At 58.2% G+C, this 23,186-nt stretch carries 21 protein-coding genes; 11 read left to right on the top strand and 10 right to left on the bottom strand.

The genetic code is table 11. The annotated features are described in order from the left end of the window. The first annotated feature begins 121 nt into the window (after positions 1 to 121). On the top strand, positions 122 to 1,906 hold the full coding sequence (locus tag GOB87_RS13455; protein WP_166317802.1) for a putative bifunctional diguanylate cyclase/phosphodiesterase: 1,785 nt from the start codon (positions 122 to 124) through the stop codon (positions 1,904 to 1,906). A gap of 281 nt (positions 1,907 to 2,187) precedes the next feature. Here the strand turns inward: GOB87_RS13455 and GOB87_RS13450 are convergent, their stop codons facing one another. From GOB87_RS13450 to GOB87_RS13420, 7 genes are read right to left on the bottom strand one after another with little or no spacing between them, the layout of a single operon-like run. Next, positions 2,188 to 2,946 carry an MBL fold metallo-hydrolase gene (locus GOB87_RS13450; protein WP_166317799.1) on the bottom strand — a complete coding sequence of 253 codons (759 nt, stop codon included), beginning with the start codon at positions 2,944 to 2,946 and terminating at the stop codon, positions 2,188 to 2,190. Between the two features lie 18 nt (positions 2,947 to 2,964). Then, positions 2,965 to 4,074 (bottom strand): ABC transporter ATP-binding protein, encoded by a 1,110-nt coding sequence (locus GOB87_RS13445; RefSeq protein ID WP_198911726.1) that lies wholly within the window; start codon positions 4,072 to 4,074, stop codon positions 2,965 to 2,967. Beyond that, positions 4,071 to 4,880: an ABC transporter permease gene (locus GOB87_RS13440; protein ID WP_166317796.1), complete on the bottom strand. Its 810-nt coding sequence runs from the start codon at positions 4,878 to 4,880 to the stop codon at positions 4,071 to 4,073. The genes GOB87_RS13445 and GOB87_RS13440 overlap by 4 nt, the downstream gene beginning before the upstream one ends. Continuing rightward, a complete protein-coding gene (locus GOB87_RS13435; RefSeq protein ID WP_166317793.1) occupies positions 4,877 to 5,737 on the bottom strand; it encodes an ABC transporter permease in 861 nt (286 codons plus the stop codon). Before GOB87_RS13435 ends, GOB87_RS13440 begins: the two co-directional genes overlap by 4 nt. Then, positions 5,730 to 6,794: a polyamine ABC transporter substrate-binding protein gene (locus GOB87_RS13430; protein ID WP_166317790.1), complete on the bottom strand. Its 1,065-nt coding sequence runs from the start codon at positions 6,792 to 6,794 to the stop codon at positions 5,730 to 5,732. Before GOB87_RS13430 ends, GOB87_RS13435 begins: the two co-directional genes overlap by 8 nt. 21 nt (positions 6,795 to 6,815) lie before the next feature. Then, positions 6,816 to 7,868, bottom strand: coding sequence for an isopenicillin N synthase family dioxygenase (locus tag GOB87_RS13425; protein ID WP_166317787.1), 1,053 nt, complete (start codon positions 7,866 to 7,868; stop codon positions 6,816 to 6,818). A gap of 15 nt (positions 7,869 to 7,883) precedes the next feature. Then, positions 7,884 to 8,732 carry a sugar phosphate isomerase/epimerase family protein gene (locus GOB87_RS13420; protein WP_166317784.1) on the bottom strand — a complete coding sequence of 283 codons (849 nt, stop codon included), beginning with the start codon at positions 8,730 to 8,732 and terminating at the stop codon, positions 7,884 to 7,886. 604 nt (positions 8,733 to 9,336) lie between these two features. Between GOB87_RS13420 and GOB87_RS13415 the strand changes: the two genes are divergently transcribed. From GOB87_RS13415 to GOB87_RS13395, 5 genes are read left to right on the top strand one after another with little or no spacing between them, the layout of a single operon-like run. Further along, positions 9,337 to 10,152, top strand: a complete 816-nt coding sequence (locus tag GOB87_RS13415) for an ABC transporter permease (RefSeq protein WP_198911725.1) — start codon at positions 9,337 to 9,339, stop codon at positions 10,150 to 10,152. Then, the gene (locus GOB87_RS13410; protein WP_166317778.1) at positions 10,149 to 10,961 is read left to right on the top strand and encodes an ABC transporter permease; all 813 of its coding nucleotides are present in this window, start codon (positions 10,149 to 10,151) and stop codon (positions 10,959 to 10,961) included. Before GOB87_RS13415 ends, GOB87_RS13410 begins: the two co-directional genes overlap by 4 nt. 26 nt (positions 10,962 to 10,987) lie before the next feature. Continuing rightward, a complete protein-coding gene (locus GOB87_RS13405; protein ID WP_166317775.1) occupies positions 10,988 to 12,058 on the top strand; it encodes an ABC transporter substrate-binding protein in 1,071 nt (356 codons plus the stop codon). 44 nt (positions 12,059 to 12,102) lie between these two features. After that, positions 12,103 to 12,657 (top strand): helix-turn-helix domain-containing protein, encoded by a 555-nt coding sequence (locus GOB87_RS13400; RefSeq protein WP_198911724.1) that lies wholly within the window; start codon positions 12,103 to 12,105, stop codon positions 12,655 to 12,657. A gap of 2 nt (positions 12,658 to 12,659) precedes the next feature. After that, a complete protein-coding gene (locus GOB87_RS13395; RefSeq protein ID WP_166317769.1) occupies positions 12,660 to 13,745 on the top strand; it encodes an ABC transporter ATP-binding protein in 1,086 nt (361 codons plus the stop codon). 166 nt (positions 13,746 to 13,911) lie between these two features. On the opposite strand, the gene GOB87_RS13390 is transcribed toward GOB87_RS13395, so the two are convergent. Further along, entirely contained in the window at positions 13,912 to 14,130 is a 219-nt protein-coding gene (locus GOB87_RS13390; protein WP_166317766.1) for a hypothetical protein, read from the bottom strand. Between the two features lie 450 nt (positions 14,131 to 14,580). Here GOB87_RS13390 and GOB87_RS13385 point away from each other — a divergent pair, with 450 nt between their 5' ends. The 3 genes from GOB87_RS13385 (at position 14,581) to GOB87_RS13375 (ending at position 18,737) form a co-directional block, all read left to right on the top strand. Beyond that, on the top strand, positions 14,581 to 15,153 hold the full coding sequence (locus tag GOB87_RS13385) for a phage tail fiber protein (protein ID WP_166317763.1): 573 nt from the start codon (positions 14,581 to 14,583) through the stop codon (positions 15,151 to 15,153). A gap of 13 nt (positions 15,154 to 15,166) precedes the next feature. Then, the gene (locus GOB87_RS13380; protein ID WP_166317760.1) at positions 15,167 to 15,694 is read left to right on the top strand and encodes a hypothetical protein; all 528 of its coding nucleotides are present in this window, start codon (positions 15,167 to 15,169) and stop codon (positions 15,692 to 15,694) included. A gap of 70 nt (positions 15,695 to 15,764) precedes the next feature. Then, the gene (locus GOB87_RS13375; RefSeq protein ID WP_166317757.1) at positions 15,765 to 18,737 is read left to right on the top strand and encodes an ATP-dependent DNA helicase; all 2,973 of its coding nucleotides are present in this window, start codon (positions 15,765 to 15,767) and stop codon (positions 18,735 to 18,737) included. 8 nt (positions 18,738 to 18,745) lie between these two features. Here GOB87_RS13375 and GOB87_RS13370 read toward each other — a convergent pair whose 3' ends face one another. Next, positions 18,746 to 20,026: a hypothetical protein gene (locus GOB87_RS13370; protein ID WP_166317754.1), complete on the bottom strand. Its 1,281-nt coding sequence runs from the start codon at positions 20,024 to 20,026 to the stop codon at positions 18,746 to 18,748. Between the two features lie 290 nt (positions 20,027 to 20,316). Between GOB87_RS13370 and GOB87_RS13365 the strand changes: the two genes are divergently transcribed. Beyond that, positions 20,317 to 20,595, top strand: a complete 279-nt coding sequence (locus tag GOB87_RS13365) for a hypothetical protein (RefSeq protein ID WP_166317751.1) — start codon at positions 20,317 to 20,319, stop codon at positions 20,593 to 20,595. A gap of 4 nt (positions 20,596 to 20,599) precedes the next feature. On the opposite strand, the gene mutL is transcribed toward GOB87_RS13365, so the two are convergent. After that, a complete protein-coding gene (mutL, locus tag GOB87_RS13360) occupies positions 20,600 to 22,423 on the bottom strand; it encodes a DNA mismatch repair endonuclease MutL (RefSeq protein WP_166317748.1) in 1,824 nt (607 codons plus the stop codon). Positions 22,424 to 22,499: 76 nt separating this feature from the next. On the opposite strand from mutL, the gene GOB87_RS13355 reads away from it, so the two are divergent. Beyond that, a complete protein-coding gene (locus GOB87_RS13355; RefSeq protein ID WP_166317745.1) occupies positions 22,500 to 22,982 on the top strand; it encodes a YaiI/YqxD family protein in 483 nt (160 codons plus the stop codon). The last annotated feature ends 204 nt before the right edge of the window (positions 22,983 to 23,186 follow it).

The raw sequence follows: 23,186 nt of genomic DNA, 5'->3' as shown, positions 1-23,186 counted from the left end.
CTACACTCTGTCTGCATCGGGTTTTCTTGATGATTATGGAAATTTCTTTTCTACAAAACAGACTTTTTCATAATCTAACCCGATGTACAACCCTTCTGTGAGATTTCCGCGACGTGCACGTGTGCTTGAGCGTGAACTGGCTGACAGCCACAGGGCGCGCGAGACCCTTTTGCGCGATACGCATCATCGTCTTCTCGAGGTGATCGACACGGTTCCGGCCATGATTGGGGCCACGGACGAAACGGGACACTACGTGTTTGCCAATCGCTGCATGGCGCAGGCTCTCGGAACCACGCCGGGGCAACTTGTGGGCACGCAGGCGAGCGGCATGGGTCGCGCGCTTATGGAAAGTGGCCCTTTTCGGCGTCAGCGTGAAAAGGTGGTGCAGGACAGGGAGGGGCGGGAACGTGTGTTTCTGACCACGCGCACGCCCCTTCATGGCGGTGGACGGGACAAGCCGCTGACACTGATGACGGCGCTTGATATTACCGAGCTTAAAGAGGCCGAACGAAAACTCCTTTTCTTAGCCTATCATGATCCTCTGACAGGTGCTCCGAACCGTTTTCTCATTGCGCAGGAAATGGAAAAACTTCTTACGCAGGAGGAGGGGGACGACGTATTCGGTCTTTTCCTTATCGATCTCGATCGGTTCAAGGGGATCAACGATACGCTTGGGCACCGCGTGGGTGATCGTCTCCTGAAAAGTGTCACGATCCGGCTGACGGACAGTCTGCCCGACGCCGAGGTGATCGGTCGTCTGGGGGGAGATGAATTCGCCATAGTGTACAAGCTGGATGGGGCGTGTCTGGACGCGGACGCGCATCGGAAAGCGGAGGTCATCCTACAGCTTTTCAAACAGCCTTTTAGCATTGCCGAGGACGAGGACGATCTGAAAACGGGCAATGTCATAAGCACCACCATCAGCATGGGGGTTGTGATCCATGCCGGTGGAGAAGAGACGTTTGATGCGCTGCTCAAGCGGGCAGATTTGGCGATGTACCGGGCCAAGCAGCGGGGTGGAAACGGATATCGCCTCTTTGAGCCCGAGATGGAAAAGGCCGAGGCCGTCATCAGGCGAATCGAACTCGATCTGCATGACGCCGTGCGCAATGATGAACTGGTTTTGCACTATCAGCCGCAGGTTGATCTGCGTTCAGGGCAGATTACGGGTGTGGAGGCGCTGCTGCGATGGCGGCGGCCCGATGGTAGTCTTATGGCGCCCGGACATTTTCTGCCGGTAGCGGAGGAAACAGGCCTTATCGTGCCGATTACGGAGTGGGTTCTGCATGAAGCCTGCGGTCAGCTTGTTCGCTGGTCGAAAGAGGGCTTGACGCTTCGTATGGCTGTGAATCTGTCGGGGGTTCTGTTCCACCGTGTGGATATGCAGCACATGCTGACGGAAGCGATTACGACAACAGGGGCGCAGCCCGCGCAACTGGAACTGGAGTTGACGGAGTCTGTGCTGATCCACAACGCCGATATCGTCAACCGGCAGTTCAAGGCTTTGCGGGAACTGGGCACGGCGATTGCGGTGGATGATTTTGGAACGGGATATGCTTCACTGGGGTATCTGAGTCGTCTGGTGATTGATCGTATCAAGTTTGACAAATCCTTCATGGATCGACTGGAAAGCAGCGAGACCGATCAGACGATCCTGCGTTCGATGATCATGTTGTGCCGCAATCTGGGCATACGGATGACGGCTGAAGGAATAGAGCGTCCCGAGCAAGCGCGGTGGCTGGCCGCCCATCGCTGTGAGGAAGGGCAGGGTTTTTATTTCGGTCGCCCCCAGACACCGGATCGGGTTGAGGCGCTTGTGCGGGCGTCATTGCCGCACTGGCATCAGGAAATGGAAGGCATGATCTCACCGATTGCTGCTGTCGGAGGTGGCGGATTTTCTTCCTGATGGTTGTCATGATCGTTGTCTGGGGTGCGCAGTTTATCGATTTCAGTCAGGCTTGAGAGCCGGATTTTGCGCTCAACGCTGGAGTGGCTTCTACACAGGATATGATGAGGGCGGGAGCAAAGCTGCATATGCCAGTCATTTGGGGCGATCTTTCTGATGCGCTGGCCGCAGATGGGGCACACGTATGGCGAGCGTTATGCCTTCACCCTTCGTAAGTTTTCAGATCATCGCTTTTTCAGAATAATAATGTGTCCGGATTTCTTCTTTCCAGAAATCCGTTTTCATAGCCCTTCAGTAGGACAGCCGGGTTTTCGCCGTCCCTTGCAATAATCCGTTATCAACTGCCCGAAACGGACACGGCCGAAGCTTGGGAAGTGTCCACCGTGGACGATGGAAACGGGTAAAGAACGCAACGTTTCAAGGCTTACACGATAGTCGGCAGGCGAGGAATGATACGTGTCGTCCAGAAGGGGGCCATCGTAGATGGTGTCGCCCGAGAGCAGGACGCCTGTGGCGCTTTCCCATAGAGCAATGCCGCCGGGGGAGTGCCCTGGTGTATGGATGACCTCGAAAGCCCTGTCTCCAAGGTCAATAATATCGCCATGCTGCAGAATGTGCGTAGGGACGACGCCCGGGGTGCGGTAACGCTCGGGATCCCAACCAAGGGGACGACCGTCGAACATGTCGTCATTCGCGTAAAGATCGGCCAGCGTTGTGTGAGGTGACGGACGCTCCAAAATCGAGGCTTCGAGTGCATGGACGCCACAGTCACAGAACTCATGATGACTGCCGATGTGGTCAAAATGGGTATGGCTTGCAACGCACAGGATAGGGCGCTCGCGCAGTAGAGCGACGTACTGGCGCAGAGGAACCGCGCCCAGACCGCTGTCGAAAAGCAGATCCCGATCTCGCCCTTGAACGAACCACATATTGCAACGGTAAAACGGTTTGATCCACGGCTCGTGAATCAATGTAATGCCATGAGATTGAGGAATAGTTTCGTACCAGTCCTGTGGCGCGATGAAACGCTTACCCTGCATGTGCTGATCTTTCGTGTTTTATGCAGGAACGATGACAACGTCATCCACCGAGCAACAGGGCACGATGCGTGTGCCAACTGTGGGAGCCTGCTGGGGTGGCAGACACAATACGAGTTCCTGCCCCGCATCGGTAAGCGCGAGTATACGGACATAATTGCCCTGAAAAATCATTTCCATCACTGTGGCTGTGGGCAGAGATTGTTTATTCTCAGGATTGAATGTGAAATTTTCCGGCCTGATGATCGCGACGGCTTCGTCATCCTTTTGCAGGACCGTCGAACTACTCGGCATGTCGCCAACAGCGCCTGGATTGGGAGCGGCAATTCCCTCAATCGTCCCAAATGCGGTCTCCAGTGTCAGGACATCTCCCGCACGGTGGGCCACGCGCCCAGTGATCTGAGTACTCTCGCCCATAAAAGTGGCTGTGAAACGTGAGGCTGGTCGTAGATAGACACGTCGTGGGGTGCCGACATCCTCGATGCGACCGTGGCTCATGACCACGACAAGATCGGCCAGCGCCATGGCTTCTTCCTGGTCGTGGGTCACGTGGATGAAGGTGCGGTTCATCTGACGTTGCAGTCGTCGCAATTCTTCCTGCACCTGCCGTCGTAAGGCCAGGTCGAGTGCCCCGAGCGGCTCATCAAGCAACAGGATTTCCGGATCGACCGCTAATGCACGCGCCAGCGCGACACGTTGCCGCTGGCCACCTGAGAGCGCCTGGATCGCGCGGTCCCTCTGCTGCTCCAATCCTACGAGACGCAGCATGTCCTGTACGCGCTGCTTTCGTTCCTGTGGGGACATGGGCTTCATTTTCAGCCCGAAGCCGACATTGGTCGCGACTGTCATGTGGGGAAACAGTGCGTAGTCCTGAAAGACCGTCGTGGTGGGACGCCGTGAAGGAGGAAATGCTGTTACATCTTCACCACCGATACGGATTGCTCCGCCCTCGGGCATGGTGAAGCCACCGATGATCGAGAGCAATGTCGTCTTGCCGCTGCCCGACGGGCCGAGCAGCACGACGTAACTACCGCGTTCCACCGAAAGGGAAACGTGATCGAGCGCCATTTGTCCGGGATAACGCTTGACGATCTTCTCAATACAGAGATGGGGAAGGGGCGTAACCGTCATGCGGAATTCTTCTTTTTTCTGAACAGGAGCGCCTCGGCAATCAGGGCGAGGGCGACCACACCGAAGAAGACGAGAGAGCCGATGGCGTTCGTCTGTGGATTCAGGCCACCACGCAAAATGCCCCATATGGCCACAGGCAACGTGATCTCGAATCGGCTGAGCAGGAACGCGCTGAGAAATTCATCCCACGACAGCGTGAAGCACAGAATGAAGGCGGCAATCAGAGTTGGGGCCATCATTGGCACGGTGACTTGCAGCAGGATTCGGGGAAGCGAAGCCCCAAGATCTCCTGCCGCCATTTCGATCCGGGCCTGCGTTTCACTGAACTGGGCGGCACAGAGCGCGAATGCCAGTGGCATGTTGATGACGACATGCGAGATTCCAACCAGCCATAGCGATGGCGCGATATGCGCCCATGACGCCATGACCAGCAGCCCCATTCCAACAATGAGATAGGACACCGCCATGGGCAGCACCAGAAAGCCACGGATCAAACTGCGGCCCCGCAAGCGGTAGCGGGCAAGGCCGTAGGCGGCCAGAAAGCCCAGCACCAGCGAGAGCAGGCTCGATCCCACCCCGACCAGAAACGAATTACCCATGGCCGCGACCAGGCGGCTGTTGGCCAGAACTTCGCCATACCAGAACAGGGTCGGACCGTGGAAAGGGGGAACAGGCAGGCGGCCGTCCTGAAAGGAGAAAAGCACCAGCACGATGACGGGCAGGAAAATAAAGCCGTAGCAGGCCAGCATGTAGAGCAGGCCAAGCCCTTTCCACGACAGCGCGCGACGAAGGCTGAGAATGTTCATCGGCTGCGTTCCCCGGCATCCAGAAAACGCCTCAGTCCGAGATAGGCCAATGCCATGATCAGAGTCAGGACAAGCGACATGGCGGACGCCATGGGAAGGTCGAGATGCTTCTGGATCTGCATCATCACCGTCTGCGGCAGGACAATGGCCCGCATGCCGCCAAGAATCTGGGGCGTCACGTAATCGCCGAGGCATAGGACGATAGTGAGAAAAGCCCCCACAGCGATACCGGGCACGCTCAGGGGCAGCGTTACAGTGAGGAAAGTGCGCAACGAAGAGGCGCCGAGATCGCGTGCGGCGAGGGCGAGGCGCGGGTTGATCTGCACGAGAGACGCATAGATCGTGAGAGTATCGAGCATGATGAAGAAATGGACGAAACCGATTTCCGTGGCCGTAGGAGTGTACGCGAGGCGCAGGTGTGTGTGGATCAGACCGAGAGCAAGAAGCAGCCGGTTGAGAAACCCTGTCGGTGCCAGCACAAGCAGCCACGCATAGGAGCGCACGACGTAGGAGGTCCAGAATGGCAGGACGGCAAACGTCAATGCCACACGCTGCATGCGTCGCGATAGAACCGTCACGATGGAGTAGGCCAGAGGATAGGCCAGAAGCAGGCTCGCGACAGTGACGGTTGCTGTCAGGGCCACCGAGTTCAGCAGAGCGGATTCATAGGATTTCTCCATGAATATGCGCGTAAAGTTACCAATCCCGATCTGTCCGGTCGCGCTATCGCGAAGGCTGATGACGATCATCGCCAGAAGCGGGGCCGCGAAGAATGTCGCAAGCCACGCCAATGCGGGCAGGGTGAAGAGAAATCCCTTCATTCCGTCAGGGGTCTTGCGTACAGTCACCTCACTCATTCTGCATGACTTCCGTCCAGAGCTTCTGCAGCGTCTTGTCGAAGGCCGGGGTCATCTGGAGGTAGGTAGCCGTGCGGGCGATATAGGAAGGCTGCATATCCCACTGGAGAAGTTTCTTATCCTCATCTTTCAGCACGGCCTTGCTGTTGGCAGGCATGCCCCAGTAGCAGCTTGAAGTGGCCAGCTTGCCCTGTGCTTCCGGCGTGAGAATGTACTGGGCAAACGCGACCGCAAGATCTTTCTTCTGTGAACCGGCAAACACCGCCAGCCCCTGTTGCCAGCGCACGCCTCCCTGCGTGGGGATGAGATAAGTCAGGTTGGGGCGGTCCTTGGCCATGCCGGCCGTCACCCATTCGCCACCACCCACGAGAATATCGACCTGTCCGGTGGCGAGAGCCTGCTGCGTGGTGGTGACATCCCCGACGAGGGCTGCGTTGTGACGCAGTTCTGAAAGCTTCGTGCGGATTGCCGGCAGGTCGGCATCGCTTAACGTGGCGGGATTCTTGCCCAGCGCCAGCGCGGTATAGGCAACGATTGGTACGTAGTAGTCGTAGATGGCGATGCGGTCCTTGTATTCAGCTTTCCATGGCGCCTGAATATCGCTCATCGCGGCGGCAGAAAGGACGGTGCTGTTGTAAGCTACCGTGTTGTAGCCGAATTTTTCAGGAACGGCATAAGTCTTGCCGTTGAAACTGCTGAGCTTCGGGCTGTCGATGCCGGGGAAGAAATCGGCCGTGGGAAAGGCTGTCGGATCGAGCGGGGCGAGTAGCCCCATTTCCGCCAGACGTGGTGTGTCGGTTTCATCGAGGACCAGCACATCCCAGTCGCCGGGTTGGGATTGCCCGATGACGGCAAGAGCTGCGCCGGTGCTGTCAATATCCTTGAAATGTACCTTCACATTGTGCGCTTTTTCAAAAGGAGCCAGAAGGGACGGGTCTTCATGATCGCACCATGTCAGGACGTTGAGTGTGGCGTCTGCGGCATGGGCCGCCATAGGGGTGAGGATGAAGAGAGAGCTTGCCAGAAGGGCGCGCAGACTGGGCCGGCAACGTGTCATGTGGGCGTCTCCAAAGTGGTGTCAGGGGGCGTGTTTCAGATGACCGAAAGAGGCGGTTGTTCTGGCGCCTTCGGGCAATGCCAGTTCTCCTTTTTCGACCTTGCGGCGCAGGTAGGTGTAGGTTTGCAGAGCCTGCGACCACATGTGCTCGCCAATGGTGATCGTGCCGTAATCGTCATCCGGGCGGGCAAAGGCCGGGAGCGGCGCGATGCGTGTGTGATAGTCGCAGGCATAGAAGAACGGAAAGGAATAGCGTTCTTCAGAAACCTTGCGGACCCGATGAGCCGTTGCGATGAAGGTGCCGCCGGTCATCACTTCGAGCATATCGCCTATGTTTACGACGAAGGCACCCTCGATCGGCGGCGCGTCGATCCATTCGCCGCGTCCGTTCATCACCTCCAGGCCGGGGCGATCGGCCAGCAGGATGGTAAAGCACTCGTAATCGGTGTGTGCGCCGATGCCCTGAGCATCCCGTGCGCCTTCATCGAAGGGGTAATGGATCATCCGCAGCTTGGATGGCGGGAAGTTTGCTATGGTGTCGAAAGCGTCTTCCGGCTGGCCCAGAGCCAGTGCAAAGCCGCGAAACAGCGTACGTCCCAGCGCAAAGACCGCCTTGTAATAGGCTTCCGCCGCAGCACGAAACCCGGGCAGATCGGGCCATTCATTGGGACCGAGAAGCGGCGTGCGTGCAAGGAAGAGCGGGTGATTCGACGGTAGCTCATAGCCGATATCGAAGGCTTCCTTATGGTCGGGAAGCTCGGTGCCATAGGCCTCTTCTCCTTCCGGGACGAACCCCTTGTGAGAGGTAGAAGTGCCGATATAGGAGTCCATTTTCTTCTCGAACGGCATCGCGAAAAAGGCATGTGCGGCGTTTTTCAGCCCATTCACCAAAGCCGGGGCCAGACCGTGGCCGGTGATGTAGAGGAAGCCGACCTCGCGCGCGGCGCGACCCAATTCGGCGGCGACCTTCTGTCGCTGGGCCAGATTCTCGCTGAACAGTCCGCTGATATCGACGAGCGGAATGGTGTTGAAGGTTTCGATCGGGATGTCAGGTTGGGCGTTTGCAACAGTCATGCCGGAACTCCTTATCTATAAAGACGTCGTGTGGAGGCGCATGAAATGCTCTCGTTCGGTGTGGGCCATCCACCGATTGAGTTGCGCGAGATCGGCCACAGGGGCATCGGTGAAAGGCAGTGAGGGCAGATAGCCGTCCGGGCCGAATTCCGAAGTGAGCGTGGTCGTGGCATAGGCGCGTGCGCGCTGGGACGCCCAGATCTGCTCCCACACTTCCTGATGGAAATGCAGAGCAGCCGCATGTTCGGGGGCCGCCGGATGTGTCACCTGTGGGGCCTGCGGTTGCCCCACGCGCGCCTGAATGTGATGCACCCGTTCCACGAAAGGCGAAAAATCGTCGAGAGGGTCATTCAGCAGACGTTCGCAGCAGACGACCCAGTGGCTGATATCTGCTGTGAAGAGCGCGTCAGGTCGTAGGCGGATGACATCGAGCGTGATCCATGGCGTGGCGAGGATACGCGAACGATGTGTCTCGAAGCAGCACGTCATCCCGGCGCGCATGCAGATATCTTGTGCGCGAGCGATGAAATCAGCTTGCACTGTAGCTGGCCAGCGGTCATTGCCGCCCAGAACAGAAATAAAGCGGACGGGCATGATGCGCGCGCGCTCTATGGCATTGGAGAGATCGACAAGGTGGTCTTCAGGTGTTGCGGCCTGATGCGGGACCACATCACCCCCGGTGATGGCGATGCCGATCCAAGGGATGTTGCGGTCATGCAGCAACTGCGCCCCCATTTCGGCCTGCGCCATGGTGGAAGGGATGCGGGCCTCAATGCCGTCGAAATCGGAATCTGGCCCGGTTGGCAGTGCTACATCCCATGAGCGATGATCGCCCCAGAGACTCCGAAAAATATCGAGATGCATGTCCGGAGCCTCGTGGTTACAGGGCCAAGGGCCCTATGAGATGAACTGTGTGTTGCTATATCGAAACGATGTGGGCGAACGGTGGCCGCTTTTCTGAAGCCTAGCGGCAACTTTTGTCTTCGCAAATCGGGAATATGTAATCCCTACATTGACGCTCTACGATGCATCGTTGCGGAAGGTTCGAACCACCTATACCGAAATGAACAATGGCTCCGAAAGTGATGGAGAGAAGAGAATGTATGGTGTGGCAGACAATCGTAAGATATTCGGGTATGAAAATGTTTAAAATTCTCTAAATCTGGCTTTGTGGAGCTTTTTGTGTATGAATACATTGGTTTTTTTGTCGGTTTTGTTGTGTGGGATCATCAAATTTGCCTTTTGGACATGGAGCCCTTCCTATCATCTTTGATCGCTGACTTTTGAAACAGCTTCTGCATTTGGAATCTATAAAAAATTAGCCAAGTCATTTCGATATAAAAACATATTGACGGCGTTTCTTCGTCTGTGAAATCGTGAAGTCGGATTTCACGTCTGAGGAATGTACCGGATGATCCCTGCCAGGACAGTTGTTCCAGATGTGCGATCGCTTGTGTTTCGCTGTCTCATGCTGCTTCCCGGCGCTGTGATGGGGCTTGGCCTCATAGTCTTTTCTCTCGGGCTCGTGGTCTTCTTGGCGTTCCGCCACAATGACGGCTCTGTCTTGGGGGCTGGCTGGACGTGGTCGAACTTCCAGACAATTCTTACGGACCCGCTTTATGCACAAGTGGCGTTGCGCTCTGTCATGATTGCGGGGACTGCAACCGCAGCAACGGTTTTAGCCGCTTATCCGGTAGCCTATTGCATAGCGCTTCGGGGAGGGCGGTGGCGTTCGCTTTTGCTGTTTCTGGTGACGTTGCCATTTTGGACCAGCTACCTGCTGCGCGTCTTCGCATGGAAAATCGTGCTGGCCTATAACGGTGTTTTCAATTCCGTCCTTGTCGGGTCAGGCATCCTCCATGCGCCCTCACTTGCGTTCCTGAACACGCCGGCTGCCGTGGTTGTAACATTGGCACACGCTTACGCGCCCTTTGCCATTCTACCCATTTATACTGCGCTGGAGGGATTGCCGCGTTCCCTGCTGGAAGCGGCTTCTGATCTTGGCGCACGGCCATGGACGACCTTTCGACGCGTCGTTCTGCCGGCTTCTGTGCCGGGCGTGCTGACGGCAAGTATGGTTGTGTTCATTCCAACACTTGGAGATTACGTGACGCCGGCCCTTGTCGGCGGTCCGCGCAGCATCATGATTGGTTCATTGATCCAGATGCAGTTCGGACGCGCCAATGACTGGCCTTTTGGTGCTGCGCTGGCCGTCGCCGTCATGCTGGTCGTGGCGGGTGGAATGGTTTTGGGGCGGAAGCTGAGCGTGGGGAGGCAGGGATGAAAATTCCGGTTCCTCCCGTCCTGCGTGGCTCCTCATCTGGGGCGGCGTTATGGATTTATGTCGCGCTGTATCTGATCTTTCTCTATCTGCCGATCTGTCTCATCCCTCTGTTTTCGTTCAATGATTCGGTGCAGGCGGCCTTTCCACTCAAAGGCGTGACACTTGGTTGGTATCGCACGCTTTTTCAGGAAGAAGGCATCCACAGCGCTTTGTGGACAAGTCTGGAGGTGGGGGTTTTCTCGGCAGCGCTGGCGACATTGTGTGGGGTGACGGTGTCCTATGCCAGTGTGTTTATGAAAAGCCGTTTTGCAAATCTTCTGTCCTATGTTGCACGACTTCCTATCCTTATTCCGGGCGTCATTATCGGAATCGCCATGCTGATTATGGCCAATCTTGTGGGAATCGGTCCTTCGGTGCCTGCGATTATCGCTGGCCACACATTGGTGGGCCTTCCTGCGACCGTCATGGTGATGCAGGGGCGTTTCGCTTCGTTTCCACGTTCCATCGCAGAAGCGGCAGAAGATCTGGGAGCGCGGGAATGGACACTTGTCCGGCGTGTACTTCTGCCCATGGCGGTTCCAGCGGTTGGCTCTGCCTTCATGCTGGCTTTTCTGACAAGCTTTGATGAATTCATCATCGCTTTTTTCCTGTCCGGTCCACATCCGACATTGCCCGTCTATATTTGGGGGCAGCTTCGTTTCCCAAGGTCTTTGCCAATCGTCATGGCACTGGGAAGCCTCATTCTGGCGGTGAGTGTCGTGGTTTCCATCCTCTCTGAGGCATTGCGTCGACGAGGTCAGGCAACGTGATGTCATGTCTTTATGGAGAATATTCAATGACGAAAAAGACGTTTTCCAAAGTTCTCGGTGCGGTGGCGTTCTCTGCTTTTGCTGCAGCCTTGACGGTGTCTGGGGCCGCTCGCGCAGAAGACGGAAAGCTGACCTACTTTACATGGTCAGGATATGAACGTCCTGAATATGACGAAGTTTATCTGAAATCGCATCCGGGAACCATCAGTGCCTCGGTCTTTGGCGATGACGATGACGCCTTCACCAAGCTGAAAGCCGGGTTCCGTCCTGATATCGCTCATCCCTGTTATGACAAGATCATCCGTTGGAAAGATGCGGGTCTGATCGAGCCCATTGATACCAAGAGGCTCAGTAACTGGAAAAATGTTTTTCCAAGCTTGAAAAGCCTGCCGGCCCTTCAGGCCGGGGATGGAAAAGTCTGGATGGTGCCATGGGATTGGGGAAATACATCGATCATATATCGCACGGATCTCCTGCCCAATCCGGAAATGAGCTGGAATTTGCTGTGGGATAAACAGTATGCGGGACGCATGGCCACAATTGACGCCGTGCATGACACTCCCGTCGTGGCCGCTTTGGTGGCAGGCGTAAATCCGTTCGATCTGAGTCCGTCCGATATGGAAAAAGTGGCGGCCAAGTTGCGTGAACAGCGCCCACTGATGGCATCCTATACAACGGATATGACCTCCATTGAGCAATCGCTTGCCAGCGGCGAACTTGTGGCATCCATGGGATGGAATGAGGCGGTTGTGGCATTGCGCAAGCAGGGTGTGCCCGTGGCGTTCATGAAACCCAAAGAGGGAATGCTGACATGGGCATGTGGCTTCGTGATGCTCAAAGGAACGAAAAATGCCGATTTGGCGTATGAGTTCATGAACAGCCGTCTGGATGTATCCTCAGGACAGCATCTGATCGAAAATGATGGTTATGGTGCTTCCACTTCCACAGCATTTGCAGCCGTCGGGCCTGAAAAACTCAAGGAACTGGAACTGCCTTCCAACCCCGACGATATGTTCAAAACCACTGTCTTTACCGCGCCCATGAAGCAGGCGGATGAACTGGCCAAAATGTTTGAGAAGATCAAGGCTGGTGGATGACAGAGTCTTTGGCGCATTCTGTGCGTAAAAAGACGGACGTTTCTGTGGCCGACATTCTTGTCGGCCGCAGGATCAGAGCACTGCGCTTGGAAAAAGGTCTGTCTCTTTCTACCTTGTCCGCACGTGCGGGAATATCGGTGGGGGCGCTCAGTCAAATCGAACGCGGCCTTTCTTCTTTGCGGATCAGAACAATCTGGCCGCTCGCGACCGCGCTTTGCGTGGACCCACAAGATCTGGTTGCGGAAGGAAAAGAGCCGCAAAGGGATGTGTATTGTGTTCCGGCATCGACCAGAAAGACGCTCCCCGTCCATTCCGATGGCATCATAAAGAGTCTTCTGTCGCCGCATGCGGCCGCTTTGACGGGCATGTTGGTGTGTGTGGAAGTTGGTGGTGCTTCCGGCATGTACGCCCATTCTGGGAATGAATTTGGATACGTTCTTTCTGGAGACCTCATGCTGTGGATAGAGGGAGCGTCTTACCGCCTCTCTTCTGGCGACAGTTTTGCGTTTCGAAGCAATCTTGAACACTCCTTTCGTAATTGCGGTACGGAAGTGGCCAAAATTCTGTGGGTCAACACCAGTAAACCAGAGAAAGAATGATAATGACAGGTGCCCTTCTCAAGCTCGACGGGATTGGGAAAATATTTCCCGGAGGTGGCATTGGCCTGGATGGGATAGGGCTGGAGGTTGGGCATGGAGAGTTTCTTAGCCTGCTTGGACCGTCTGGCTGCGGGAAAACCACAACTCTTCGTATCATAGCGGGATTTGAAGCACCGACATCGGGGCGTGTTCTTTTGGATGGTGAGGATATCACCGCACGGCGTGCTTTTGAGCGCCCTGTCAACACGGTCTTTCAGGACTACGCGCTGTTTCCGAATATGAATGTGCAGGAGAATATAGAATTTGGCTTGTCGCTGCGTCGTATGGCATCGGTTGAGCGTGAACGGAAAGCAAAGCAGGCACTGGAACTGGTTGGCTTGCCAGACAAGGCCAAAGCGCGCGTGACAAGTCTTTCCGGTGGACAACGACAGCGTGTGGCATTGGCGCGTGCGCTTGTCTGTGAACCGCAGCTTCTTTTGCTTGATGAGCCATTATCGGCGCTTGACGCCAGTCTGCGCGAACATATGCAGAGCGAACTTAAACGTTTGCAAAAAGAGCTTGGAACGGCGTTCGTCATGGTCACGCATGATCAGACGGAAGCTCTGTCGATCTCCGATCGGATTGCCGTTATGAATAAGGGGCGGATTGAACAGGTGGCCACTCCGGCAACTTTGTACGACCGACCGGCATCCCGGTTTGTCGCAAGTTTTATCGGAACCACCAATCTTATTTCAGCCATTTTTCAAAATCGTGAGGACACGCGGTTGCGATTTGCGGTTGGATCGGACTGGCATCCCGTTATGAATGTGCCGGGTGAACTCTCCCTCATGCCGGGGACGGAAGTCACTTTGGCGATGCGTCCGGAAGATATCGTGATGAGCGAGAAGAACAGCCCCGATACGTTCATGGGCAGAGTGGCGTCCATCACGTTTCATGGACGCAGCCTTCGTCTTCAGGTCAGGTATGGCGATAGTGAGCTATGGGTGGATGTGCCGCGAGATGATCGGGCTCGAAGCCATGTCGTGGAGGGGGCCGAACTGTCTTTCAGACTGCGACCGGACGCCATGTGTCCTGTGCTGGTCAGTTAGGATGCGATCCGCGCCTATTGTTCGTCCCGCAGGTTATTCGAGAGAGTCACTCTTGCTCGGAAGTCAGAGTCGATAACGGACAGCACACGGCAAAACAGACCTCTTTTGAGGACGCATAAGCCCATCGTTTTTTGTGCCCGTGAGTCGTATCCGATGAATATGTGCTTCAGGCCTGCGCCATGGTCCGAGCATGGACGGTGGAGCGAGCCCGCCGAAGCAGGATAGCCGCCTGACGGATCAGATCGGTCGGCTCGGCGATGATGCGGGCGTGAAGGGCGCGGACGCTTTCGTGGATGGCGTGAAAGCGAAACTGGGTGGAGCTGCGCTCCTTGATCATGGTGCCGAGAAAGACGCCGTCGATCTCGATAATGCGCGATGCGAGCATGGTGGCCTCCATGTGCCTGCCAATGTGATGCGCCACTGCTGGTGAGATTTTGTCCGGGCGACGCAATGTGGAGCCTCTACATCCCACCGCGTCGCTCAAGACAAGTTACGGTTATGTTGCATTTGACGCTGCCTGCTTCTGGATGAGGGGCGTTTTCGTCATGCAAGGCTGTGATGGAAGCGAAGATGTTCCTGATCCGAAAAGAGAATATCGTTAAGAATGAGGGGCCTTCCATCCAAGGTGAGGTTTTTCCGTTCCATGTGCTGGGAGGAGAGACCTGCGCGCATGGAAAGGGAGCCTCACATAATGGTGTACTCTCGCGTGACGAGGCGATCCAAGGTGCCGTGACGTCTCCATTCTCCTGCTGTCTGGGGACATTCATGGTCCGCAGAGCAGGAAGCCGTGTCCGCACGCCTTCCATCTTGTGGGAATATCCTTGGAGAAACGGGCGTGAATTTTTTCGATGGCTACCTCGGACTGGTCGTGAACGCGACGCCCGGTCTGGCAGTCGAGGCGAGCGGCGGCGGTTATGCGCGACAGACAGTCACCTTCCTGCCGTCTGGTGACGGCCGACAGACCTTCGCCCAGTCTTCTTCTTACAGTTTTGGACTGGCGAGCGATGATTGGGGGTTGGTCACAGGGCTGGCGCTTTTTTCCACCACCGGTTCGGATGAGCTACCGCTTGTCTCATGGGCCATTCCACCGCGCACAGTGAGCGCTGGCCAGACACTTTCCGTGTCGGCACCGGTCCTTCGTCTGCGCCCGGATGGCTATTTCCCCGAAGGCGCTACGGTGGGGATGGCGGACACGGGCGCGGATGTCGTGGCGACGCGTGCTGTGAGCCTGCGCTCAGGTGTTCTTCTGCCAGCCACGGCGACGAATGGGACTGCTTCTCTCAGTCTGTCCGAACTTAATGGCGCGTTGTCGCAGTTGATGCAGGGGTTGCCGCAATCCGATCCGGGGGATGGTGTTTCGCTGTGGTGCAACGCCAATCTGCTGGCGCTTTCTACCAAAAGCAGCTGAGGAAAAGACAGCGATGGCAAACAGCAAACTGTTTATGGGTGGTTTCTTACCCATGCCGGAAACGGGTCTCGATCCGCGTGAGTTCGCGCGACAGAACGCCGCAGGTCCGGTTGGAAATCTCGTCGCGGCATCGTCCGGTGGAAATGGGAGTGGAGGTTCGTCCGGGGGGAGTGGAAGTGGTGACGGTGGTGATAGCGATTCCGATTCCGATTCCGACACTACTCAGACGGTAACACCCGTTAAAACGGTGACGGCCCCCGGTGCGAGTCTGGACATGACGTTTGCCAGCAATGGAGACATCACCTATGACGTGACACCCAACGCGGCGTTGACTCTCTCACTTAGCGGCGGAGCGGCCGGCACGCTCAGCCGGCTGACCCTGATCCTGCGTCAGCCTTCTTCGGGTGGTTTTGCGGTTGCTCTTCCTACGGCTCGCTATCAAGGCGGCGAAAAGCCTGTGGTCAGCACGTCGGCTGGCACCACGACCGTCATTTCCTATCTCACGGACGATGGCAGCAAGACGATATATGGCGGCGTCTGATCGCGCTGCGGGGCACCTTCCTCAATGAGAACGATTGCGAACGGATGATCTTCCACTACATTCCACGGGAATGTCGTCCGCTCATCTCTCCCCCCATGATGCCCCGGCGCTTGTAGCCGGTCACGGCTCCCTCTCCATTCTGACGGAGGACGGAGAGGTGCTGACGCTTGATCGTCCGGCGGCCGTGCGGCGTCTTGAGCGTCTCTCGCCGCCGCTTGTGGTGCACGCTCCTGCAACGGCGCGGATGCTGGGCATCGCACCGCCGGGACAGCCTTCCTCGTGGTTTGACCTACTGGAGCTTTTCGCCTTTGTGCATCCGGTGCGCTCCGTCGCGCCGACACCACGTGGTCTAGCGCTGGCGCTTGAACTGGAAGAAGCGGAGCAGGGACCGGTGGGTGCGGAAGTTCTTCCGCGTCTGCTCGTACGTTTACTGGCCGATTTGCGGCAGATTGCGCAGGGACCGGCGCGCGAGATCGTGCAGGCGCTGGCCGTGAGGTTGGGGCAGGCGGGGTGGATATGGGCACCTGTCGTTCTGGAGAGTGTGGGCGTGGATGGCCCTCTTTCCCGCGATGCGCTCCAACCCGCGAATGCGCTGCGTATCTGGTATGAATTGCCGAAATGGGAAGAAACGGCGCAACGGCCGCCGCCGGGGTCCATGCCCGTCACCCCGGCCGAGGCACGAAGCCGTCTGAGCGAGATGCTCGGCTCACAGGCCGAGATTCGCGTGGGGCAGGCCGATTTCGCGGATGTCGCGACCAATGCTTTCGCCCCGCGTGAGGTGATCGGCATGCCGCGTGTCGTATTGGCGGAGGCCGGGACGGGGACAGGCAAGACGCTGGGCTATGTCGCCCCGGCCAGCGTGTGGGCCGAGCACAATGGCGGCGCGGTCTGGATCAGCACCTACACCCGCCATCTGCAACGCCAGATCGAGGCGGAAACGGCGCGACTGCACCCCGATCCGGCAGTGCGGCGGCAGCATGTGGTCGTTCGCAAGGGTCGCGAGAACTATCTCTGCCTGCTCAACATGGAAGAGGCGGTGAACATCGCTCCCAGCCGGGGTGAAGGAGCAGTGATCGCATTGTCCATGCTGGCACGATGGGGGCGAGCGACGGCGGAGGGGGATCTTTCCGGCGGCGATCTTCCGGGCTGGTTCGGAGAGATTTTCGGCCGTGGAGTGCTGGCCGCCGTGGCCGACCGACGCGGCGAGTGCATTCATGGGGCCTGCCCGCATTATCAGCGCTGTTTCGTGGAACACTCCATCCGGCGGGCGCGGGATGCGGATTTGGTGATCGCCAATCATGCGCTGGTCATGGCGCAGGCCGCCTGGGCGCAATCCGAAGGGGTGAGTGCATCGGAGCAGGGCGATGCGCCCGACGCCACGTCTTCCGAAGCCCGTGTGCCGGAAGAGGACGGCGTGCCCACGCGCTATGTGTTCGATGAGGGACACCATGTTGCGGACGCGGCCGATGGGGCGTTCGCGCTGGAGTTCTCCGGGCTGGAAGCTGCGGAACTGCGGCGCTGGCTGCTGGGAGCCGAAGGCAGCCGCTCCCGTGCGCGGGGGCTGAAGCGGCGGCTGGACGATCTGGTGGCCACCAATCCGCGTCTGGAAACGCCGCTGGAAGCCGCCCTGCTGGCCGCCAAGGCGCTTCCCGCTCCCGGCTGGTCCGCACGCCTGAAGCCCGATCAGGGGAGCGAGCCTCCCGATGAGCCGCCTGCTGAGGCTCTGGATCTCATGCCCGCCTTGCTGCCCATGCCGGAACTGGCTCCCGAGCCGGTGATGGACAATCCGGCCGAGACGTTTCTCGCCCTGTTGCGCGATCAGGTGCTGGCGCGCGCGGGCAACGATCCGCGCCGTCGCAATGGCGCGGAATGTGACCTTCACCCGCTTCTGCCCGGATTGGACGAGGCGGCGGCGGGGCTTGTGCGGGCGTTGGGGCGTATTGCCGAGCCTTTGCGCACTCTGCTGCGGCGTCTGGAAGAACGGCTGGACGAAGACGCGGAAACGCTCGACGCCACCACACGCGGACGAATCGAGGCAATGGTGCGCTCGCTCCGGCGTCGGGCGCTCACACCGCTGGACGGATGGGTGTCCATGCTTTCGACCGTCTGTGTGCCGGAAGACGAGGGGATTACGCCCCAGTTCATCCGCTTCATCCGCATGGAGTCGCGCGAAGGACAGCGGCGTGGCGAGATGGATGTCGGGCTGCATCAGCATTGGCTGGACCCGACCGTGCCGTTCGCTGCCACGCTGGCTGCGCCCGCTCACGGACTGCTCATCACATCCGCTACCCTGCGTGACGAGACCGGCCTGCCGCTGCCGGGAGAGACCGAGCGGGTGTGGGAGGCTGCTGAAGCGCGTGTGGGGGCGAGCCACCTGCCGGTTCCGGCCCTGCGTGCGGCGCTGGCAAGCCCGTTCGATTATGCCAGCCAGACGCGTGTGTTCCTCGTCAACGATGTGGCGCACGACAATATCGACGCTCTGGCGGCGGCTTTCCGGGCGCTGTTCCTTGCGTCCGGTGGTGGCGGGCTGGGACTGTTCACGGCCATCGAACGGCTGCGCGGTGTGCAGCGGCGGATCGCCGGTCCGCTGGAACAGGCGGGGCTGCCGCTCTATGCGCAGCATGTGGACGCGATGGACAACACCACCTTGGTGGATGTCTTCCGGACCGAGACGGATTCCTGCCTACTTGGCACCGACGCCATGCGCGACGGCGTGGATGTGCCGGGACATGCGCTGCGGCTGGTCGCGTTCGAGCGGGTGCCATGGCCGCGCCCCGACATTCTGCACAGGGAACGGCGGCGCTATCTCTCGGATGGAGAGCCGCGCGTCTATGATGACCGCATTGCCCGCCTGAAACTGCGACAGGCCTTCGGACGACTGATCCGCGCGCGGGACGACCGGGGCGTGTTCGTGCTGCTGGACCGGCGTACGCCCTCGCGGTTGCTGGGAGCGTTTCCCTCGGGCGTGATCCCCTATCGGATGGGGCTTGCGGACACCGTGCGGGAGATAAAGACGTTTTTTGGAACGGGAGCAGAGCAATAATTAGGTGTTCAGACTAACCAGCGACTTTCCTTAAACCACAGAATGGATGCGAGAACATGCAGACAGGCCATGATGGCCAGTGTCGTCATGATAAAGCGTCGTGAGCGTCCAAGCGTAGCGCACGCCAGAAACTCTATGGTGAGTGGGTTTCCGAAGACAAAGCGTTCAATGGACTGCGCTCCTGATGAGCAGGCCAGAATTGCTGTCGCGCTTACAAGAGCTGCGTTGAGAAACCATTTTCTGGCCCACATTTTCCACAAGAGCGGAAAAGCAAGGAGAGCATAGATGCCGTACTGGAACTGATGCTTATGTCCTAAGGCGTGAATGATATGCAGAGGAAAGAAGCGAAACCTTCTGTTCCATCCGATCTGGATATGGGCAAAAGCAAAACCATCTCCCATCAAATGGAAGAGATACAGAACAAAGCACGACAGTCCGGCTCCTCCCGCAGCAATGAGCAACAGACTGTCCGATAAGCGCGGGTTGGCGGCAAGGTGGAGGAGTGGACGTTGAGCGGACGCGGGCATGTCGTTTGAGGAATGATTTTTTAAGAACCACCAGATGGCGAGGCACATGGCCATCAAAAAACCGGTTGGCCGGGAAAGCGCTAGAAGAAAGCAGACAAAAGCAGCCAGATTAACGTTCTGGCTACGCAGGGCTGTAATGGCCGCCATAAGAAGAGTGCCATAGATGGCTTCGGAATACTGCGCCGAATACCAGATATTGAACGGATAAAGCAGAAAGAAAAGTGCGAATAGCAGTCGACCTACGTGGAGACCACGGAGCGATATGTCTTTATAGCAAAGTAGAATAAGTACAGGCCACAAGGCAAAATTGACCGCCAGTTCGGAAGCGTGCGTACTCAGTGCGGTAATATGCGTGACGAGAGAGGCAAGTAATGGAAAAAGAGGAAAAAAAGCCCAGCTTGCAAGTCCCGCATGTCCTACCCATCGTCCCAGATGCTGCCTATCCGAAAAATGGGGCAGTTTAGGATATCCGTCTTTGACGATGTCATCGTACCAGACACAATCCCATCGGCACGATGCCGAAGTCAGACCGCCCCAAGGCAAGGCGAGCAGCGCGGAGATCACCAGACTGACGATGCACCCGCCAAGAATGATGAGGGCGAACCCTAAATAACTCTTGTTTGCGAGATTCCGCAGAGGACGAAACAGGAATTTTTCTATTACGTGCGACATTCTACGTTGTGTGCCAATCGTCCTATGAAAAAAAGTGCGTGAATGCGATTTGTTGGGATGAGTGGTTTGCACGTCTGGCTTCTGATTCAATCTGGATCGGATGACATCGCTTACTCCGTTATGGTTTGTTGATGCTATATCCAGCTTTGCGATAATTTTTCAAAGACTCATATCAGGATCAGGATTTTGGGAGCGTTCGCCCTTGTGGATTTGTGCGACAATGCGAAATTGCGGATTAGACTGTCCGTTGCGTCGAAGAGTATTTCGAAAGAATAATAATTGTTAAGAAAGGCAATTCTCGGCTCTTAACACCATGATAAGCCTTCTCGGCAATCCTTGCGCTTGTTCGAGACGCGATTCTGCAAGGACTTTCCCGCTTCATGGAGTTTCAGGACCACCACCCCGATCACGACGTGCGTCAGCCGCACACGGACGAACTGGCCGCGTTGCGCCGTTCGGTCGCACGGTTTGCGTCCACCGATCCGGTGATTCTGGCATGGGCGCGCCAATGCGCGGCCAATCTGGCGGAAGAGGATCAGACGACCGAGGACATGATCCGCCTGTCCGCCACAGTGCTCAAATTCGTGCTGGATCTTGAGCTTCAGGCGCGTGCGGCCGTGCGACGTAATCTGCCCACACAGTGGTGCTCCTCTCTCTGAGGCTTTAGCGTCGGCGGAATAGCAGTTCCAGATCGTTGCGCGTGAGCCGCACCCATGTCGGGCGCCCGTGCGAGCAGGTACCGGCGCGGGGTGTGGCTTCCATCTGCCGCAGGAGCGCGTTCATCTCGGGAATGGTCAGCTTGCGGCCCGCACGGATGCTGCCATGGCACGCCATGCGGGCGATCACGGCGTCCAGCCGGGCGTCCAGTGTCGGTGTCTCGTCTATCTCGGCCAGTTCGTCCGCATCCAGTTCTTCCGCCAGATCGCGAAGCAGATCGATGGCCGAGGCATTGCCGAGCAAAGCCGGCAGCGAGCGGACAAGCACGGCTCCCGGGCCGAAGGCTTCCACGTCGATTCCAAGACGTGTGAGTGCGTTGGCACGGGACACGAGAAGGTCTGCATGACTGCGCGACAGTTCCACCACGTCGGGTACCAGCAGACGCTGGGACTGGATGGTGCCGCAGAGGAACTGCTCGCGCAGGTGTTCGTGGGTGAGACGTTCGTGGGCGGCGTGCTGATCCACGAGAATCATGGTCTCATCGGCCGCCACAGCGACGATATAGGTGTCGAGCACCTGCGCCAGAGCGGCGCCAAGAGGATGATCTCCTTCATCCTTGGCAGGTTCGGGCGTGGCCATGAGAGGAGCATCGGGTGCGCTCTGTGCGCCTGTCTCGGAAGGTGGCGCAGAGGCCGTGAACGTGCGGGCTGCGGGCTGACTGCGCAGGGCGAGCAAAGGTTCGGCAAAGCCCTCCTGTGCGCGAGGGGCTTCCGGCGGGTAGACGATTCGCGCCGTGCGGGGTGGAGCGAAGGACGGCCGCACGCCGGCCGTGCCGGCCCCCAGGCCGAGAGCGCGGGTGATGGTGCCGATGACGAGCGAGCGCACCTCTGCTTCGTCCGCGAAGCGCAGTTCGGTTTTGGCAGGGTGCACATTCACGTCCACCTGCTCATAGGGCATGCTCAGATTGAGAACGGCCACCGGATGCCGTCCTCCTTCGATCACCCGGCGATAGGCCACGCGCAACGCGGTGCGCAGCAGAGGATCGACCACGGCGCGTCCGTTGACCAGCATGAACTGGCCTGCGGTGGTGGGCCGGTGCACCGACGGGCTACAGGCAAAGCCGGTCAGGCGCATGTCGCCGCGCGTGCCGTCGAGCGCGAGCAGACCGTCCGCATCCTCGATTCCGAGAAGGGCGGCGGCGCGGGCTTCCAGCGTTTCCGCTGGACGGTCGAGAATGGTGCGTCCGTCCACCTCCATGAAAAACGCCACCTGTGGAGCCGTGAGCGCCAAGCGACGCACGGCCGCTTCGGCATGTGAGCCTTCCACGCGGGCGCTCTTGAGAAACTTTCGACGTGCCGGTGTGGCGAAGAACATGTCCTCCACCAAGATGCTGGTGCCGGGTTCGCCCGCTGCGGGTTCGGGAGGGGAGATCGCACCGCCCGCGACGTGAATCCGCCACGCGCAGTCGTTCTCTCGTTTGCGGGAGGTGATGGTCAACCGCGCGGCGGCTCCGACGGAGGGCAGCGCCTCGCCTCGGAAGCCGAGAGTGCTGATACGCACCAGCGTTTCATCCGACAGCTTGGAGGTGCAGTGACGCTGGACGGCCAGTTCCAGTTCTCCGGGCGTCATGCCGATTCCGTCATCCATGACGGCAATCCGGTCCGCGCCCCCGTTCACGATGGCCACGCGGATGCGGGTGGCGCGGGCATCGAGCGCGTTTTCGACCAGTTCCTTGAGGGCGGCGGCGGGCCGTTCAATCACCTCACCGGCGGCAATCCGGTTGATGACGGCGTCAGACAGGCGGCGCAGGGTGGGCTGAGGCTCAGACATGGGAGGCGTTGTAGCAGGTCGGATTGGAGAGCAGGAGGGGTTTGCGAGACGCCAGCATGTGCGGCAGGTTAGGCGCATGACCCGTATATTTGTCGATGCCGATGCCTGTCCCGTGAAAGACGAGGTGTATCGTGTGGCCGGTCGCTATGGCCTGCATGTTTTTGTCGTTTCCAACCGTATGATTGCCGTGCCGGACGCCCCGCTGGTCGAGCGCGTGGTGGTGGATGCGGGGCCGGACGTGGCGGATGACTGGATTGCCGAACGGGCAGCGGAACGCGATGTCGTGGTGACGGCCGATATTCCGCTGGCGGCGCGGTGTGTGGAAAAAGGCGCGGTTGTGATCGAACCGAAGGGCCGCCTGCTGGATCAGGATGCCATCGGCATGGCGCTGGCGATGCGGAACCTGATGACGGATCTGCGCTCTGCGGGAGTGATGACGCCGGGCGGAGCCGGTTTCGGGAAAGCGGATCGGTCGCGGTTTCTCTCGGCGCTGGATACGCTGGTGGTGAAAATGCGCAAGCCAAGCGTGCGACCTGTGGTCCGGCGGGACATTGTCTGAGTTAATTGTGCCGGAAAGGTTCTGATAAAGAGGAACATGACCGAATACATCCTTGCGGATGATCCGGTCATGTTCTCAGGGCTTGCGGCTCTTACTTATAGATAGGGAATTTTTTACAGAGTTCCCGGACTCTTTCGTGGACATTGTTTTCCACGTCTGCGTTGCCTTCACCGCCGGAGGCGGCAAGGGCGGTGAGCACCTCGT

This window comes from Acetobacter estunensis, from assembly GCF_011516945.1.
Lineage (GTDB): Bacteria > Pseudomonadota > Alphaproteobacteria > Acetobacterales > Acetobacteraceae > Acetobacter > Acetobacter estunensis.
The sequence above is the reverse complement of the archived record's forward strand: the minus strand, read 5'-3'. Positions and strand labels throughout refer to the sequence as shown.

Bases quoted from the DNA above. Each gene is read 5' to 3' on its own strand.
- GOB87_RS13450 (WP_166317799.1), bottom strand. From the start codon at position 2,946: ATGCAGGGTAAGCGTTTCATCGCGCCACAGGACTGGTACGAAACTATT.
- GOB87_RS13445 (WP_198911726.1), bottom strand. From the start codon at position 4,074: ATGACGGTTACGCCCCTTCCCCATCTCTGTATTGAGAAGATCGTCAAG.
- GOB87_RS13440 (WP_166317796.1), bottom strand. From the start codon at position 4,880: ATGAACATTCTCAGCCTTCGTCGCGCGCTGTCGTGGAAAGGGCTTGGC.
- GOB87_RS13435 (WP_166317793.1), bottom strand. From the start codon at position 5,737: ATGAGTGAGGTGACTGTACGCAAGACCCCTGACGGAATGAAGGGATTT.
- GOB87_RS13430 (WP_166317790.1), bottom strand. From the start codon at position 6,794: ATGACACGTTGCCGGCCCAGTCTGCGCGCCCTTCTGGCAAGCTCTCTC.
- GOB87_RS13425 (WP_166317787.1), bottom strand. From the start codon at position 7,868: ATGACTGTTGCAAACGCCCAACCTGACATCCCGATCGAAACCTTCAAC.
- GOB87_RS13420 (WP_166317784.1), bottom strand. From the start codon at position 8,732: ATGCATCTCGATATTTTTCGGAGTCTCTGGGGCGATCATCGCTCATGG.
- GOB87_RS13415 (WP_198911725.1), top strand. From the start codon at position 9,337: ATGCTGCTTCCCGGCGCTGTGATGGGGCTTGGCCTCATAGTCTTTTCT.
- GOB87_RS13410 (WP_166317778.1), top strand. From the start codon at position 10,149: ATGAAAATTCCGGTTCCTCCCGTCCTGCGTGGCTCCTCATCTGGGGCG.
- GOB87_RS13405 (WP_166317775.1), top strand. From the start codon at position 10,988: ATGACGAAAAAGACGTTTTCCAAAGTTCTCGGTGCGGTGGCGTTCTCT.
- GOB87_RS13395 (WP_166317769.1), top strand. From the start codon at position 12,660: ATGACAGGTGCCCTTCTCAAGCTCGACGGGATTGGGAAAATATTTCCC.
- GOB87_RS13390 (WP_166317766.1), bottom strand. From the start codon at position 14,130: ATGCTCGCATCGCGCATTATCGAGATCGACGGCGTCTTTCTCGGCACC.
- GOB87_RS13380 (WP_166317760.1), top strand. From the start codon at position 15,167: ATGGCAAACAGCAAACTGTTTATGGGTGGTTTCTTACCCATGCCGGAA.
- GOB87_RS13375 (WP_166317757.1), top strand. From the start codon at position 15,765: ATGTCGTCCGCTCATCTCTCCCCCCATGATGCCCCGGCGCTTGTAGCC.
- GOB87_RS13365 (WP_166317751.1), top strand. From the start codon at position 20,317: ATGGAGTTTCAGGACCACCACCCCGATCACGACGTGCGTCAGCCGCAC.
- mutL (WP_166317748.1), bottom strand. From the start codon at position 22,423: ATGTCTGAGCCTCAGCCCACCCTGCGCCGCCTGTCTGACGCCGTCATC.
- GOB87_RS13355 (WP_166317745.1), top strand. From the start codon at position 22,500: ATGACCCGTATATTTGTCGATGCCGATGCCTGTCCCGTGAAAGACGAG.